Raw genomic sequence first — 16,720 nt, 5'->3', positions numbered from 1 at the left:
TAGATGTTTGGGAGAGAACAACTGTTCTCGGCGATGACGGCGTCGTACGTGATCGCAGTCACGCTCGCCCTCGTCGTCGCCGCGATATTCGCGCCGGTCATCTGGAACGGCGTGCCAAGCGGTGGCGACGACGATCCGAGCGTCGCTGTCGTCACCCTTCGCGGCGGCACAACCGACGCTAACGTCAACGCCGTCAAGCAGGACCTCCGCGAAGCACGGAACAACGGCTCAATCGAGGCAGTCGTCCTCCGGGTCGACAGCCCCGGCGGGCCGGTCGACTCAAGCGAGGAGTTCTACCTCGCCGTGAACCGGACCGCCAGCGAGATGCCCGTCGTCGCCTACGTCGAGGGCACGGCCGCCTCGGGCGGCTATTACGGCATCGCTCCGGCCGACGAGATCGTGGTCAAGCCGAGTTCGAACGTCGGGAGTATCGGCGTCATCGTCCAGGCCCCGCTGAGCCTCATCGAGCAGGCCGAACAGCAGGGCGAGACGTTCGTCCGCTCGGGGCCGGACAAGGCCCAGATAAGCAAGGACGGCCTCCGAGAGGATATCGAGGTGCTCCAGCGCTCCTTCGTCGGGACGGTCATGCGTCACCGGGGCGAGCAACTGACCGTCTCCCGCGAGGAAGTCGCCAACGGCGGCACGTACCTCGGCGCACAGGCAACCCAGAACGGTTTCGCCGACCGCATCGGTGACTCCGAACTGGCCATCGAGCGGGCCGCCGCGCTCTCAGGCGACATCGAGGGCGACGGGTACGACGTGACATATCTGGGAAGCGGCGGTGCCCAATTCAACGCCATCATCGTCCCTGCCGGCGCTGAAACCGTGCAGGGCGCGAACAACGTGACCTATCTCGTCCATCCCGACGACAGCGAGACGATGTTCCGGGAACCGGTGAAGTACTACGCCGTCTGGGGAATCCCCGCCGAGGACAACAACGCAACGGTGATCCGCAATGACTGAGGGCCGTATCGTCAAGCCGCTCGCCGTGTTTATCGTCGTTCTCGTGGCGATACTGGGCGGCACGTTCCTCCTCGCAGTCGTTAATCCGGGGTCATCCGGCCCGCCGGACGGCCAGTCGATCGACGGCCAGTCTCCGTCGCAGTACCAGCCCGACGCCGTCAATGCCCCTGTCGACCCCGAAGAAGGGGAGATATCGGTCGACTCCGAGGCGAGTGACAAGCGAATACTCGTCGACACGGGCCACGGCAATCAGGTGTCCGAGTCCGAACTCGAACCGATTACCGAGGCCGTGTTCGAAGCGGGCCACACCGTTGAGTACGGCACCGCCGGCACTGCTTCGTTCGCCGATTCGCTGGGCCAGTACGACGGTGTGCTCATCGTCCAGCCGCTCGGCAGCTACTCGCAAGAAGAACGCGAAGCGCTACAGGAGTACACAGACGACGGTGGCCGTGTCGTCGTCCTCGCCGAACCGACACAGACCCGGCTCTCGACCGGCTTCACCCAGTCGACGACGACGGTGTCGTTCGGCGCCAACAACGCCACCGCGCAGTACGGCGTCCGGATGGGGGCCGAACAGCTGTACAACGTCGATGATTCGGCCAACGACAACAACTTCAAGGCCATCTATGCATCGCCGAGCGACGACGGCGAACTGACCGACGGTGTCGAGACGATCACCTTCGACACCGCCGGCTACGCGGTGGTAAACGGCGATGCCGAGACGAAGTTCACCGCTGCCGATGGCACCCGGACGCTGGAGACGCGTCGCACCGGCACGTACGCGACAGTCGTCCGCAACGACAACATGGTGTTCGTCACTGACTCGACGTTCATACGCAGTTCCGAGATATACGACGCCGACAACGAGGTGTTCATCGGGAACCTGCTTTCGTTCCTGCTCGACGGTGAAGCACCCGACCCGGATGCCGGTGAGACCTTCGATGGCGGCTTCGGGACGGACGAGGAAGCTGTAACCCCGACTGAAACACCAGCAGAGCCGACTCCCACACCTGCACCGACCCCTCCCGGATCCTGATCCGCATCGCCCGGTGCGCGATTGCTCGCGTCTCTACTGATCGCTGATGCTGACTGTCGTCTCGCTGTACAGGCCACGCTCGGCAGCGTCGGTCACGCTCAGCCCTGCGCCGATGGTGTACTCCCCGGCCGGTGCGGGCTCCCACTCGTCGTCGCTGACCCAGAACATCCGGTCCCACTGTCGCCTGAACCGCTTTCGTTCGCCGCGGTCGAACTGGAGGCTACCGTCCTCGCTGGGCACGCTATCGACGTGGGACGCCTCGGGCACTCCATCGACGTACCACGTCCACGGCCGCGGCGAGTCCGTCGGTAGCGTTATCGGCACCGGAAGCGCGTTCTGCATCGTCACGACGAACGGCACCTCGGTTCCCGCCGGATACGACCGCTGTGGGACCTCGATGTCGACCGAGACGGCGCGGTAGCGGAGCCACGTCGGTACCAGACGGTCGCTCCAGGCCCCGCCGTCGATACTGCGTGCGGCCTGTGGCCGTGCCCCGCGCTCAGTGGGTGCCTGTGGCTCATCGTCGTCGCGGTGGAGCGCCCCCGAGTCGTAGATGCGACGCATTGTCGGATTGTGGACTGGCGTGCGCAAAAGCGTTGCTCGGGGCTACCCCGTCCGCGTCGGCGTGTCCGGTCGCTCGTCGTCGTGCAACAGGCAGGCGATGCGGTGGTCGTCACCGACGTCGAACAGCGCGGGGTCGGTTCGCTCGCAGGGGGAGCTGAAGGCGTCGTTCATCGCCGCCAGCGCGTCCTCGAAGGCCTCGTCGTGCAGGTGGTCGAGCGCCGCCGCGAGCACGTCCTCGGCCTCCCGGTCGCCGACCGTGTCCGGGAGGCCGAACTCGGCGCGGACCCGGGTTTCGAGTGCGGACCGCGAGAGCTGACTCAGGTCTTCGTCCTCGACGCCCTCTTGCACGGCGGTGACGGCCTCAAGCGAGTCGGCTTTGCGGAGCCGCTGTTTCAGGTCCATCAGTGACCGCCACTCGGACTGGGCCATGTCGGTGCCTTCGGGCTGGATGACCTTCGGACAGCGGGTGTGGAACCGACAGCCCGACGGGGGGTTCAGCGGCGACGGAACATCGCCGGAGAGGAAAATACGGTCCCCCTCCCAGCCGGGGTCCGGCTCCGGAATGGCCGACAGCAGCGCCTCGGCGTAGGGGTGATACGGCGGCTGGAACACGTCCTCGGTCGGGCCGACTTCGGCGAACTCCCCGAGATACAGGACGCCCACGCGGTCGGAGATGTGCTCGACGACAGAGAGGTCGTGGGCGATGACGATGTAGGAGAGGCCGAATTCGTCCTGCAAGTCCTCCAGCAGGTTCAGAATCTGGGCCTGCACGCTCACGTCCAGCGCCGAGACGGGTTCGTCACAGACGATGACCTCGGGGTCGACGGCGAGCGCGCGGGCGATACCGATGCGCTGGCGCTGACCGCCCGAGAACTCGTGGGGGTAGCGGTGTGTGTGACGCGGGCTCAGCCCGACGGTCTCAAGCAACTCTTTGACACGCTCGGTTCGCTCCTCGCCGTCCGCGATCCCGTGGATGTCCAGCGGTTCGCCGACGATGTCGCCGACCGTCAGCCGCGGATTGAGGCTGGCGAAAGGGTCTTGGAAGATGTACTGGATGTCCTTCCGGAGCGCCCGCAGGCGGTCGTCAGAAGCCCCCGTCAAGTCCTCGCCCTTGTAGCGGACTGAGCCGGCCGTGGGTTCGATGAGCCGCAGCAGCGTCTGGGCGAGCGTCGTCTTGCCACAGCCGGACTCGCCGACGATACCTAGCGTCTCACCGGGGTAGAGTTCCAGGTCGACGCCGTCCAGGGCTTTCACCTCCTGACTCCGGCCCAGCAGGGTGTCAACGATGGTCCCGCCAGACTCGTAGTATTTCGTGAGGTTCTCGACCTCCAGGATCGGGCTATCGGCCGTCTTAGCCATCCTGTTGTCCTCCCGAGTCGTCTGGGCCATCGCGGTCTAACAGGTCGGTGTCGAGACCGACCGGGTCGGAGTCGGCCTGGAGTGGTTCCGTGTCCGTGCGCCCGCCGCGGGGGTCGGGCTGGGTATCGTCGGGCGGACTCCCCCGGCCCCCTTTCACTTCGACTTCGTAGTCCAGTTCGCTATCGAGGTCCCCGGTGTAGGCCAGACAGGCCGCCGAGCGGTCGGACAGACCGACACCGTCGCCGGTTTCGGGGTCGACGAGCGGCGGCTGTTTGCGCGTACAGGCTTCCTCGGCGAAGGGACAGCGCGGGTGGAAGCTACAGCCAGAGGGGACCTCAACGAGGTCCGGCATCGTCCCGGGAATCGTCTGGAGCCGGTCCTGCCGGTCGCCGATGCGTGGGATGGCGCTCATCAGCCCGACGGTGTAGGGGTGTTTCGGGTCGTAGTACAGCTCCTCGACAGGGGCGTTCTCGACGGCGCGGCCGGCGTACATCACCATCACCCGGTCGCACATCTCCGCGATGACGCCGAGGTCGTGGGTGATGAGCTGAATGGCCGTGTCGTATTCGTCGGCGAGGCGGTCGAGGCGGTCCAGGATCTTCGCCTCGATGGTCACGTCCAGCGCCGTCGTCGGCTCGTCGGCGATGAGGAGTTCGGGGTCACAGGACAGCGCCATCGCGATGATGGCCCGCTGTTGCATCCCGCCGGAGAACTCGTGGGGGTAGTCGTCGTATCTGGCTTCCGGCTCCGGGATGCCAACGTCGTCGAGCAGCCGGATCGTGCGGTCCCGGGCCTCCGCGTCGCTGTAGTCGAGGTGGTGCCGGATGGCCTCGGAAATCTGCTCACCGACGGTGTACACCGGGTTCAGCGCGGTCTGGGCGTCCTGGAATATCATCGCGATGTCGTTGCCCCGCACGTCCCGCACCGCTGAGTCGGACAGTTCCATGAGGTCCTGGCCGTCAAAGCGGATCGTCCCGCTCTCGATACGGCCCGGTTCCTCGATGAGGCGCATCACTGACAGCGCGGTGACGCTCTTGCCCGCGCCGCTCTCGCCGACGACGCCGAACTTCTCGCCGCGGTCGATGCGAAAGGAGAGGTCGTCGACGGCGGTGACGACGCCTTCCTCGGTGTAGAAGTTCACCGTGAGGTCTTCGACTTCCAGCAGTGACATCAGACCTCGCCTCCAGTGGCTACGTCAGTACCTTCCTGCGCGTTGAGCGCGTCGTTGATGCCGTCACCGATGAGGTTCATCGACATCACGAACAGGAAGATCGCGCCGCCGGGGAACACGGTGACCCACCAGGGAATCGTCCCGCCGGGTCCCTGGACGATGGTCTCGCGGGTTGCGTCCAGCATCGTCCCCCACTCGGCGGACCCGGGCGGGAGGCCGAGGCCGAGGAAGCCAAGCGCCGCCACGCCGATGACGACCGTCCCGATGGAGAGCGAGGCCTGAACGACCAGCGGCGCGATAGCGTTGGGGACGACGTGTCTGAAGATGACGCGACGGTCACGCGCGCCCAGCGCCTTCGCGGCCATGACGTACTCGTTTTCCTTGACCTTCAGTATCTCACCGCGTATCAGTCGGGCGTAGCCGGCCCAGCCGAACACGGTGAACGCGAGCACCAGCTCCCAGTACCCCTTGCCGAGCACGGCGACGATAATCAACGCCAACAGGAGGCCGGGGAACGCGAAGATGAGGTCGAGCAGCCGCATCATCACTTCGTCGATCCGGCCGCCGTAGTAGCCCGCAATGGCACCGTACACCAGCCCGATGGCGGCGGTAATCGAGACCACGATGAAGCCAATCGAGAGGCTGAACCGACCGCCGTACAGCACGCGGGAGAACACGTCCCGGGCGGAGCCGTCGGTGCCGAACGGATGGGCCAGCGACGGGGCCTCGTACGCGCTCACGTCGAGACCCTGCACGTACAGAATCGCGCTCGGGTCGTAGGGGGCCAGCGAGAAGGGCTGGACTGTCACGCCCGCGATTGTCACTGGGCGTGCGAATACAGCCAGGATTCCCATCAGGGCAACAATATAGAGCCCGAGCATCGCGCTTCGGTTGTCACGGAACTCGCCCCAGGCGCGCTCCCAGCGACTCTCGGTTTCGGTGTCTCGTTCCTCTGTCCAGTCGGATAGCGGTTCGCGGGACTCGACGCGGTCGGCGTCGAACCCCGTTATGCGTATGCGTCCTCGTTCAGTACTCATTGGTCAGTCGTAGCGGATTCGTGGGTCTAACAGCGCGTACACAATGTCTGCGAGCAGGTTCGCCAGGATGATCGTCACACCGGTAAACAGCGTGATCGCCATGATGAGGTCGACTTCGCGGCCGGAGATCGCCTTGACGAAGGCTCGCCCCAGACCGGGCCAGGCGAACACTGATTCGACGACGACAGCGCCGGCGAAGATACTCGCCGTCAGGAACGCGGCGATGGTGGTCACCGAGATGAGCGAGTTCCGCAGGACGTGTTTCAACACGACCGTCCGCTCGGGCAGCCCCTTCGCCCGGGCCGCCGTGACGTACTCCTTGTTCATCTCCTCGGCCATCGACGACCGCATCACCCGCATCAGCGTGGCCGACGACGCCGTCCCGATGGTGACGCCCGGGAGGACGAGATACTTCAGCATTGCCGGCGAGAACAGCGGTTTGTTCGGAGCCAGCACCGGCCAGAGGTCGAGCCAGAGCGCGAACACGAGGATGAGCATCAGGCCGAGCCAGAAGTTCGGCAGCGAGATGCCCGACAGCGCGAACACCCGCGAGAGGTCGTCGCCCAGCGTGTCCTTGTTCACGGCGGCGTAGATGCCGGTCGGAATCGCGATGAGCAGGGCAATAACCCAGCCGAACAGGCCCAGTGCGATAGTCTGTGGTAACCGGTCCATAATGTACGGACCGACCGGCTGGTCGACGTTGATGACCGTCCCGAAATCGCCCTGGAGGACGTTGGTTATCCAGGTGAAGTACTGCTGCCACACCGGGCCGTCGAGCCCGTATCTGGCGCGTATCGCCGCCTCCTCGGCGGCCGAAATCTGGGGGTTTAGCGCCACTAACTGGTCGATCGGGTCCCCTGGCGTCAGGTGGACCATCGCGAAGGTGAACACCGAGACTCCGAACAGTATCGGGATGGTCGTGAGCACCCGGACTGCGATGAAGCGTCTGAGGCCCATGGGTTACTCCCGGTTCAGATAGGCGACCTGCTGGTCTTCTGGGGCGTGGAGGCCGTAGGGCAGGATGCTGCTGGAGAACGTGTACGTGTTGTAGCCGACGTACTCCGTCGACAGCGCCGTCACGTTTGTCCCGAAGACAGTGTAGCTGTTCGGGGCCTGCTCGATAAGTCCCTGCCACACCTTGTCGTACTGCTCGCCCCGGAACTGTGAGTCTTCGACGGCCTCGACGGAGAACCGTGCCTCCGTCGCGATTTCGTCCAGTTCCGGCGTGTCAATCCGGTTGAAGTTACAGCACTGGCCGAAGTTGTCGATGGAGTTGACGGCGTCGTAGAAACTGCCGGGGTTGAACGTCCCCGAGAGGCCGATGAGGACGATGTTGCCCTGCTGGTAGTACTCGGAGCCGAGGATGCGCTGGATGAATGTTGTGAACTCGAAGTCCTCGACGCTGATGTCGAAAAACTCCGTGTTGCTCAGCACCTGCGCGATGAGTTCGGCCTCGCGCAGGCGGTCGTCCGTCGCGTTCGTCTCGATTGTGGCCTCGATTGGCGTCTCGACGCCGAGGTCGTCGACGGCCTCCTGCAGCAGTTCGGTCGCCGCCTCGGTGTTCTGCTCGGTCTGTGGGCGCAGTTCCTCGGTGAGTGCCTCGTAGTCCACCGTCCCCGCTTTGGCGGCCATTTCAGGCAGCGGCGTGTAGGCCGGATTCCGATACCCGTTGTAGATGTTCTCGGCGATCTGGGCACGGGGAATCAGCTGATTGACGCCCCGGCGGATGCGCGGGTCGTCCCACGGTGACTGGGTGACGGGGTACTGGAGGAAGTTGTACGCGCCGGCATTAGTCACGCTGAGCCGGAAGTCCTCGGCACTCCGGTACTCGCCGTACGTGCCGGTGTTGAGCCCGTAGGTGAGGTCGATCTCGCCGTTGTTGAGCGCCGCGGCACGGGTCGCGTTGTCCTGCACGATGGCGACCACGACTTCGTCGACGACCGGACTCGTCGGGAAGCCGTCCGGGCCGTCCCACCACTCCAGCGCGTCGAGGCCGAGGTCGTCGAGCCAGTAGTCGTCGAAGGAACTGAACTCGGCGCGTTCCTCGGTCTCGTAGGATTCGAACTGGTACGGTCCCGTCCCGATGGGGGTGTGGTCGTTGCGCGGGTCCGCGCCCGTGTCTGGGTACTCCTCGATGTGCTCCATCGGGTACACGTCGACCGGGAGCTGGTTGTCGGCTTCCGCATCGGGCTCTTGCCCGTAGATGTTGACCGTATAGTCATCAACAACCTCGGCGTAGAGGAACGAGTCGAACGTCTGGGCCGAAATCGAGGAGTTCTCGACGACCTCGTAGGACCGGGCGACGTTCTCGGCGGTCATCTCCTCGCCGTTGTGGAATTTGACGCCCTCGTGGAGTTTGGCCTGGTACTTGATGCCGTAGGTACCGTCTTCGACGGCGTCGGGGGCCTCGTTGACACTCAGAACTTCACCGGCCTCCTGATTCCGGATGAGTATCTGGTCGTCGGCGACGAGGTTCCCGTCGTCGTCCGTATCAGCCGACACCATGTACGGTTCGTAGGCTCCGTCCTCGACTTCCTGTACGTCCACCCGTTCCCAGGACTTCGCTAGCCAGGGATAGACGGTGCCTGCGGCGTCCTGTGTGATGATACTCTCGTAGACGAGGCCGTGGACGTTCCCGGACGGCGCATTGGTGCTGTAGGACGGGTCAAAGGAGTCGATTCCGGCACCGAGGCTGAACCGGAGGGTCCCCCCGTCCTGAATCTCGTCGACATCGACGTCGACGCGCTCACGGACCGGGTCGGGAGCCCCACCGCCGCCTCCGCTACTGGCTCCGTCGTTGGTACCGGTGTTACAGCCGGCGAGTGCGGCCAGTGTGGCGGCACCCGTAGTCTGAAGCATCCGTCGTCGCGATACTGTCGGCGTTCCGCTGGCATCTGCATCTTGAGACATGAACACATCCCTCGGAGGGTAAGATATGTGTTATTGTTGATCATACTTATAGTGTAAACATGATATCATGAACTGCGACCGAAACCACAGTAAAACGCTATTACACCGATTATAGGTTTATTAGTACCTCCTGATGGAGGTGGGAACGGCTTCAGTTGAACAGTCGCCCATGGCACAATCGATAAGATCATGGATAGTCAAGCAACAATCATGATATACTCAACGGGGCCGCTGCTGACAGTCGACCTGTCAGCGGGTGAGAGAAACACGGAGGAGATAGACGGCATCCTCGAACAGTACCTCGGTGGTCGCGGCGTCGGGACGCGGCTCGCCCACGAGCGGATCCCGTTCGACGTTGACCCGTTCGGATCGGAGAACCGACTGGTGTTCTCGACGGGGCCGATGCAGGCCGCCCAGATGAGCTTCACCGGCCGGATGAACTGTACCGGCGTCTCGCCGCTGACTGACGGGCTGCTCTCCTCGAACGCCGGCGGGTTCATGTCCAGGAACTTCGCCGATACCGGGTACAGCGCTGTCGAACTCACCGGCGAGAGCGACGAACTCGTCATCCTCCACGTTCGGGACGACGGCGTCGAGTTCGAGGCCGTCCCCGACCTCGCCGGCGCGACTGTTCCCGAGACGCTGGAGTACCTCGACGTCGAACACGGTATCGAGGCCGACCAGACGGCCGTTATCGGCCCGGCCGGCGAGAACCGGGTCCGGTTCGCGTCCATCATGACGAGCGGGGAGCGGGCGTTCGGTCGCGGCGGCCTCGGCGCGGTCATGGGCGCGAAAAACGTCAAGGGACTCACGTTCGCGGGCGATTCCCCACCGGACATCGAGGTTCCGCCGATACAGACGGACATTCACCGGGAAGCCGCCACAGCGGACCACATCATGAAACGGCAGGGAACCGTCTCGGTGATGGACCTCGCCAACGAGGTCGACGGGCTCCCGTCCTACTACTTCTCCGAGCAGTCCTTCGCGGGCGTGGAGGGCATCAACGGCGACGCCGTCGAATCGAAGAAGTACAAGAAGGGGACCTGCTCAGCGTGCGCGTTCGCCTGCAAGCTCCCGACGCAAGACAAGGAGCGCGGCGTCGAGACCGAAGGCCCCGAGTTCGAGGTGGCGATGGCGTTCGGGTCGAACTCCGGCGTCGACGACATCGTGGACGTGATGCAGTCCAACGAACTCTGTGACCGCCTCGGGATGGACGCCATCTCCGCCGGCAACACCGTCGCCGCGTATCTCGCCAGTGAGGACGCCTTCGGCGACACCGACCTGATTCACGAGACTGTCGAGAAGATTGCCCACCGAGAGGGTGTCGGCGACACCCTCGCGGAGGGCATCGACCGCTGTTACGACGACCTCGGTGTTGAGAACTGGACGGTCAAGGGGATGGACTTCGCGGCTCACGAGGGCCGTGTCCTTCACGGCCAGGGACTCTCCTACGCCGTCGCCAACCGCGGCGCGGACCACATGTATGCGACGTTCTACTCCGTCGAGTACCCACTCGTCCCCGACGAACAGGCGGTGGCTCCGGAGGGGACGCTCGGGAAAGCCGACGTGCTGGTCGAGCGGGAGAACCTGATGGCGCTGAACGACAGCGGCGTCGTCTGCAAGTTCTCGCGGGACTTCATGACTCCCGAGCGCTACGAACAGCTCTTCGATGCCGACTTCGAGGACCTGATGGCCGTTGGCGCTCGCACCGTGACCCTCGAACGCCACTTCAACAACCAGCGCGGCTTCGACCGGACAGACGACGCGCTCCCCTACGAAATCCCGTCGTTCGAAGCAGCGCTCGACGAGTACTACGACGCACGCGGCTGGTCCGACGACGGCACGGTCCCCGAGAATACGCTGCCGGTCTAATTCTCGCCCCGGAATCCTCACAGATAGCTACCTGACTCCGTCCACACACTGACGGCAGCCCGACCGGTCAACCGATCTCTCCTCGACGGCGAACGCTGTCCGGTGTGAATAAAACCCAGTCCCGGTCAGTACCGGGCAAATGTCGACAGTTGCGATCCGGATACGAGCGGGCGCTCAGAACGGCGGGCTGTAATCCTCGTACTCGTCCATCTCCTCCATGTCGTCGGTCTTCGAGGGCATGACCGCGGCGCGCGGTCCGCCAGAGCGGACGACTTCGACGTCTTCGAGCCCGTCGACGCTCTTGGGGAGTCGCTGTTCGATTGCCTTCATCGTCATCGGAGCGATGCCACACCCCGAACACGCGCCGCCGATAGCGACGGTGGCTGTGCCTGCGCTTTCGTCGACCTCGCGGACCTCGAAGTTGCCGCCGTGTTGCTGGATCTGCGGGACGTTGTTGCTCAAGTAGTTACGCGTCTGTCGTTCGAGTCCTTCTGCGCTCATGACAGCTCTACCTACGCACCAACATATCATAAAACTGGTGTTTTTGGGAGGCCTAAAATATCATCTTTTAGGCCGCCAAAACCCAGAATCTTGGCAAGCCGAATTTTTACTATATCAATTCTATCAACTTTTCGCACGGCCTAAAATAGGTCTTGAACAGTACAGCCCCCTCACGCAGTGTCCCCATCGGAGGTCGTCGAGTCTGAATCGCTAACCTCCCGTGTACCCTCCGCCCCGGCGTCACAGGGGAGCGTAGCCGCCAACCGCTCGGCGACCATCGGACTGACCAGACCGGCCAGTTCCATCGCCTCCGTCTCGTGGTCGTCGAGATCTAGCACGCCTCGGAAGAACCACGAGACGGTCACGTACGTCTCGTGTAACTCTGTGGCTTCCTCGCGCCCCGATTCAGTTAACGTCACCCCATCGTAGGGCTCGTAGGAGACGAGACCGTCTTCGGCGAGTCGTTGGCACATCTCCGTCACCGCCGCCGGAGACCGATCGAGCATCTCCCCCAACTCTCCCGGTGCGACTGGCGGGTCATCCCGGTGCTGTGCGATGTAGATCGCCAGCAAATACTCCGGTGCCGTTCTCATCGCTCCGCCGAATCCGCCCCATCCCCGCCGCTTGCTGCGGGCGTACTGGCCGTCGACTCCCCTGTCGACTGCTCACCGGTCCCGAAGACCACCGCGTAGGCCCAAGTCCACAGTCGAGCGCGCGACCGTTGCGGGCGTTTACCCATCGTTCGGTTCCCCCGATATCCCGCTACCGCTGTCGCCACTCATCAGGCAGACGCCCCCCAATAGTGTCGGCAGAGCACGGGCGGTCGAGCAACTGCTCGCCACTGGGACCTCGGGATATGGCCCGCGGTGCACGCCGCTACCCCGCGAAGGGTGCCGACGTCGTCCTCGACGATACGACACCGCTCGCCATCGAGTCCTCTGCGGGTCTCTCCCCGTTTGTGCCCCGCACGCAGTACCGTCGTCTGCCATATGTTTTAGGCCAACCTAATAATATAAAACGTCTGCGGTTTTTAGGACTGCCTAATCCAATCTGCGAAGTCGGTAAATGGAACAGTTGACTCCGCTGTCCGACGCAGCGAGTCCGTCGCGTGGCACTCAGCTTCGCTACCCGGAACACACCGCCTCTCTCACCGCTGTCTCGAATCGACCCGCTCAGTCGGTTTAACCATTTTTGTATCGCATTATATGGTTTATTCAGCCCGCGATCGGCCAAGCTCCGACTCGTCCGTGAACAGCCAACAGAAGGTGCGTAGCGGCTAAAACGTCGCTACTCGGTAAACTCGGTAATAGTATCGAACGCGTCGGTCGCCAGCCGTTCGGCGACTGCGTCCCTGTCCACGTCACTGATTTCCTGCGGGTACTTTCGTTCGAAGTAACTCACGATGTTCTCGACATCGCGAGTTAGCAGTTCCCTGGCGTTTTCGTGGTCGGTCGGGACGGCCTGGGGCCAGTCGAAGACGACGACACCCTCGTTCGTGACGAAGACGTTGTACTCGCTCATGTCCGCGTGGACGTACCCCTCACGGTAGGCCGTCTGCATCTCCTCGAGCACGAGATCCAGAATCGGCAGCACTTGTTCCGGTTCGAGTTTCGTTCGGGAGAGTTCGACGCCGTCTATCTTCTCCATGACAATCGCATGGCGGTTCGTGTCGATAGGCTGTGGGACTGATACGTCCGGATACAGCGTTTCGAGGGCATCGTACTCTCGTTCGGCGGCCTTCCGGGCGGTGTAGAGCCAGGAGACGTGGTCGCGGTCGGCGGTGTACTCCCGCTCTTTCATCACTTCGCGGAAATTGGTGTACCCTTCGCGGTGGTATTTCAGCGCTACCGGTTTGTACGACTGAGCCTCGTACACGTCGCTTTCCTTGCCGACACCCAGCGGCGACCCAACTCCTTCGATAGTGTCGCGCTCGGCAAAGGTGTGCAGCGCAAGCGTGTCGTACCCCTCGAACGTGAGTTTGAACCCCTCGTACTGGATGGTCTTGCGCTCGACCAGCCCCCGGTCCGCACACCGGTCGAGCCGGTAGTCGACGTCCTCCGTCGTCAGCCGGGAGAATTCGGTCAACTTCTCGCGGGCGACGTACTCCGAGAACCGCATCCCCTGTTCGACGCCAGAGAGCAGATGGAAGTCCTCGGGTTCCAGCTCCGCCATCACTGAAGCCACGTTCTGGACCATTAGGGTTCTCTACTGGGCCAACTGGTAAAAGGCCGACGCGTTCGGCGGATGGCATCAATAAATTAGCATTCGCTATACAAAACCCGTCTCGGCCTCGTCGCTGTTCGGTTTGCAATCGGGCTGATATGGGTATATAGCTACTCCGATACGGACCTGATTTCGGTGTTTCGCGCCCAACAGCGTCTGAGACAATGTCCTGCCGAGTAGGAATACTTTAACTCACATGAGTACAGGTTCACATAGTAGTATTATCGGTCGGGTATCACCGCTGTATTACGTCTCTGTAGCTCAAATCACGACTGAGGACTCGTGAACGCTGGCTCTGACCGGTTGCAGGCTTCCTTTATATGAACGGTGTCTGAAAGGGGTTGCGAGCTACACATCAATCTACAAATACAATCCTAACTTCGGTAGCAGTATATGTAATGCGAACAGTAGCTGCCTTTGGCTACTGAATATATTCTAAATTAGTCTATACTTTTGGTCACCTGAACACAAACAGCCCGTGTGAGCAGACGAAACAAAGATCAACTCAGAGATCTGCTTCGCTCGCTTGCCCTCCATCCCCACGATAGACGACTCGCGTTTCCGGTACTGTTTGCCGTCGGCACGCAACTGTACTTTTTCCTGACAATCACACTCGATTCCACTCGACCGCCTATGGCACCCGACGCTGGTATCTTCCAGCACCTCGGCTGGTATTTGACACGCGGAGGGCGGTTGTACGTCGACGCCTGGGAACCGAAGTTGCCGCTGTCCTACGAGACGACCGGGATACTGGCATTGCTGTCCGGTGGCGATATGTACCGACTCCACCTCCTCAGCGTGGTGCTGATGAGCGGCGCGGTGTGTGCAATCGTCGGACTCGTCGTGATACTGGTCTATGACATCACTGGCGACGATATCGCTGCGCCGCTGGCTGGCCTGTCGATGTTCCTGTTGCCGGGGTTTGCCGTCCGGCCGGCGTATGGGTTCAAAGCGAAATATCTCCTCGTTCTCTGTGGATTACTGGCGATATATCTGTACACGCGTGGCTACCCGGCACTGAGCGGCGTGGCTGCGGCAGCCAGTGTTGGATACTGGCAGGCTGGGGCCATCTTCCCGCTGATCGTGGTCGGTCTAGCGATCCAACGGCGCGACACGCGGGCGCTTGAGCGTGTCGTCGCCGGCGGTCTCGGCTTTACCGTCGTCATGTTGATGCCGGTGTTTCTCCTCTGGCATTCAGCCTCGGAGATGGTCGTTCAGGTTCTCCTCGTACCGTTACAAACGGAGGAACACGCGTCGTTGCTCGCTCGGTTCGTCGCCGGTGTCGTCCACTTTAAATGGGCGTCACCGTTCGTCTTGCTTGGCGGGCTCGGCCTCGCTCATACCGCTCGATGCTGTTTCACAGACACTGACGGCGTTGCCGGGCGCACCGAATGGTGGATTCCGGTCGGCGCAGCGTGGTTCGCGTTTCTGATACTGTTCGTCGATTTCGAAACAGGCGGCTACACCGACCTCATTCCGGGGCTCGCGTTCGTCGCAATCGGTATCGGCATGATCGCGACGGTGCTTCGCGACCGACAACAGGCGCAGAATCTCGGCGTCGTCCTTGCGCTGGTCCTCGTCGTGAACGTCGCCTTCCTCGGTAGCGTCGGCGTCGTCTTCACACCCGTCGAGACGCCGGGACCGGTGCCGATGTCGGACCTCGAAACCCACGACCTTCCAGCGGCCTATGACGAGGCCGAACCAGTACCCGACGTCCGATACATCTACTGGCAACAGATCGAGCCGTCGACGTGTCACTACCGGCTCTCGCTGATGGAACTGCGGTGGCTCGACCGAGTCGACTCGTCGGTAGACAGTCGGTGTCTCGACTTCGGGACCGCCAGAGCCCGACTCGGGAACGGATAGCCCGTTACGACTCCGCGGAGTCGTAGTCGGAGAGCGACGTTTGCGTCGTTTCGACTGAGCCCGTGATGATGTAGGGAACGAGAATCCGGAAGAACTGGGCGGCAAGGACCAGCAGAATCGGGCCAAGGAAGATGCCGTAGAATCCGAACACGATCGGTCCGAAGATGTACGCGAACATCAACAGGCCAATGTGGGTCAGGTCGCCGCTGACGTACGGCCGAATCAGGAAATCCGGGATGGTGTCGACGACAACCAGCGTGACTGCGAGAAAGAGAACGACCCAAGCCAGGGCCGCCGTTTGTCCCGTGACGACCGCAGAGACCGCAAGCAGTGCAGCGACGGGCAAGTAGACGATTTTCATTCCGACGACAGGAACGAGGCTCCCGATGCCGGTGAGTGCGCCGACGAGTGGTGCAAACGGAATCTGCACTGAGCCGGGAGCGACCAGATTGTACAGCGAGAACACGAAAATCCCGATTACACCAGTCACCAGTGCGTTCAGGATGTTCCCGAAGAGAATCGAGGACAGTTCCTCGTCGACTGCTGCCGCGTACTCCCTGAGGACGCCCGACCCGTCGAAGGTGTCGAGGAACCAGCCGACGAGGCGCGGTCCGTCGGTAAGCAGGTAGTACGTTCCAGCGAACACGATGAACACGCGCAGCAGTAGCGCCGTAAGCATGCTCACGGAGCCGATGAGCGTATCGGATATTTGCCCCAGCCACGACTGGACTGTCGCGTTTCGCAACAGGTCGATCACCTCAGCCGGTCCCATTGCCAGCAAATCGGTGAAGCCGAGGTCGGCGAGCGGCCCCGGCAGTGAACCACCCTGGAGATCCTGGAACTGCGCGAGGTACGCCGCGCCCAAGCCGCCCTCGCCGAAGAACGCCTGTAATTCGGGGACAATGAGGACGAGCGTGTAGCCGACCAGAACCACGAACGGCAGGAGAAAGAAGAAGATCGTGGCCGCCGCGTGGACCTGCTTCTGGTAGGGGACGGCTCGATTCAGGAACGAATCGGGCAGCGGAAGCCGCCCGAGCCGTCGATAGATCGGTCGGCTGGCGTAGTACAGGAAGACGGTAAACACGAGCGTCGGGAGGAACTGGGACAGGACGAACCCGACCACGAGGAGGAGTGCTACGCCTGCGAGGGCAAAGAGGGCGCGCCGTCCGAGGTCGGTACTATATTCCATATGTTTTCAATACAACATCTCGATGAAAA

Annotated in this window: 14 protein-coding genes; 4 read left to right on the top strand and 10 right to left on the bottom strand. The window is 62.6% G+C overall.

Features of this window, described 5'->3' with window-relative positions:
* Positions 1-3: 3 nt before the first annotated feature.
* Both GJ630_RS04705 and GJ630_RS04700 read left to right on the top strand, forming a co-directional pair.
* Positions 4-963, top strand: coding sequence for a S49 family peptidase (locus GJ630_RS04705; protein ID WP_014041222.1), 960 nt, complete (start codon positions 4-6; stop codon positions 961-963).
* On the top strand, positions 956-1,999 hold the full coding sequence (locus GJ630_RS04700; protein ID WP_014041221.1) for a DUF4350 domain-containing protein: 1,044 nt from the start codon (positions 956-958) through the stop codon (positions 1,997-1,999). Before GJ630_RS04705 ends, GJ630_RS04700 begins: the two co-directional genes overlap by 8 nt.
* Positions 2,000-2,032: 33 nt before the next feature.
* Here the strand turns inward: GJ630_RS04700 and GJ630_RS04695 are convergent, their stop codons facing one another.
* The 6 genes from GJ630_RS04695 to GJ630_RS04670 are packed head-to-tail and all read right to left on the bottom strand — an operon-like array spanning position 2,033 to position 9,040.
* A complete protein-coding gene (locus tag GJ630_RS04695) occupies positions 2,033-2,563 on the bottom strand; it encodes a hypothetical protein (protein WP_191449459.1) in 531 nt (176 codons plus the stop codon).
* A gap of 42 nt (positions 2,564-2,605) precedes the next feature.
* Positions 2,606-3,922, bottom strand: coding sequence for an ABC transporter ATP-binding protein (locus GJ630_RS04690; protein WP_044952024.1), 1,317 nt, complete (start codon positions 3,920-3,922; stop codon positions 2,606-2,608).
* A complete protein-coding gene (locus GJ630_RS04685) occupies positions 3,915-5,093 on the bottom strand; it encodes an ABC transporter ATP-binding protein (protein WP_008308063.1) in 1,179 nt (392 codons plus the stop codon). The genes GJ630_RS04690 and GJ630_RS04685 overlap by 8 nt, the downstream gene beginning before the upstream one ends.
* Positions 5,093-6,130: an ABC transporter permease gene (locus tag GJ630_RS04680; RefSeq protein ID WP_008308064.1), complete on the bottom strand. Its 1,038-nt coding sequence runs from the start codon at positions 6,128-6,130 to the stop codon at positions 5,093-5,095. The genes GJ630_RS04685 and GJ630_RS04680 overlap by 1 nt, the downstream gene beginning before the upstream one ends.
* A 3-nt stretch (positions 6,131-6,133) precedes the next feature.
* On the bottom strand, positions 6,134-7,087 hold the full coding sequence (locus tag GJ630_RS04675; protein WP_008308066.1) for an ABC transporter permease: 954 nt from the start codon (positions 7,085-7,087) through the stop codon (positions 6,134-6,136).
* A gap of 3 nt (positions 7,088-7,090) precedes the next feature.
* Positions 7,091-9,040: an ABC transporter substrate-binding protein gene (locus GJ630_RS04670; protein WP_191449458.1), complete on the bottom strand. Its 1,950-nt coding sequence runs from the start codon at positions 9,038-9,040 to the stop codon at positions 7,091-7,093.
* Between the two features lie 210 nt (positions 9,041-9,250).
* On the opposite strand from GJ630_RS04670, the gene GJ630_RS04665 reads away from it, so the two are divergent.
* On the top strand, positions 9,251-10,912 hold the full coding sequence (locus tag GJ630_RS04665) for an aldehyde ferredoxin oxidoreductase family protein (RefSeq protein ID WP_191449457.1): 1,662 nt from the start codon (positions 9,251-9,253) through the stop codon (positions 10,910-10,912).
* A gap of 174 nt (positions 10,913-11,086) precedes the next feature.
* On the opposite strand, the gene GJ630_RS04660 is transcribed toward GJ630_RS04665, so the two are convergent.
* The 3 genes from GJ630_RS04660 to GJ630_RS04650 form a co-directional block, all read right to left on the bottom strand.
* Entirely contained in the window at positions 11,087-11,413 is a 327-nt protein-coding gene (locus GJ630_RS04660) for a NifU family protein (protein ID WP_014041215.1), read from the bottom strand.
* A 170-nt stretch (positions 11,414-11,583) separates the two neighbouring features.
* The gene (locus GJ630_RS04655) at positions 11,584-12,006 is read right to left on the bottom strand and encodes a metal-dependent transcriptional regulator (RefSeq protein ID WP_064288785.1); all 423 of its coding nucleotides are present in this window, start codon (positions 12,004-12,006) and stop codon (positions 11,584-11,586) included.
* A gap of 694 nt (positions 12,007-12,700) precedes the next feature.
* Positions 12,701-13,609, bottom strand: coding sequence for a serine/threonine-protein kinase RIO2 (locus GJ630_RS04650; protein WP_151103763.1), 909 nt, complete (start codon positions 13,607-13,609; stop codon positions 12,701-12,703).
* Positions 13,610-14,269: 660 nt separating this feature from the next.
* Here GJ630_RS04650 and GJ630_RS04645 point away from each other — a divergent pair.
* Complete coding sequence (locus GJ630_RS04645) at positions 14,270-15,502, top strand: DolP-mannose mannosyltransferase (RefSeq protein ID WP_191449471.1); 1,233 nt, start codon at positions 14,270-14,272, stop codon at positions 15,500-15,502.
* 4 nt (positions 15,503-15,506) lie between these two features.
* Here the strand turns inward: GJ630_RS04645 and GJ630_RS04640 are convergent, their stop codons facing one another.
* Entirely contained in the window at positions 15,507-16,691 is a 1,185-nt protein-coding gene (locus tag GJ630_RS04640) for an AI-2E family transporter (RefSeq protein ID WP_014041211.1), read from the bottom strand.
* Positions 16,692-16,720 lie beyond the last annotated feature (29 nt).

Source organism: Haloarcula sp. CBA1122, from assembly GCF_009741785.1.
Classification (GTDB): Archaea; Halobacteriota; Halobacteria; order Halobacteriales; family Haloarculaceae; genus Haloarcula; species Haloarcula hispanica.
This window is presented reverse-complemented; position numbering and strand designations above follow the sequence as displayed.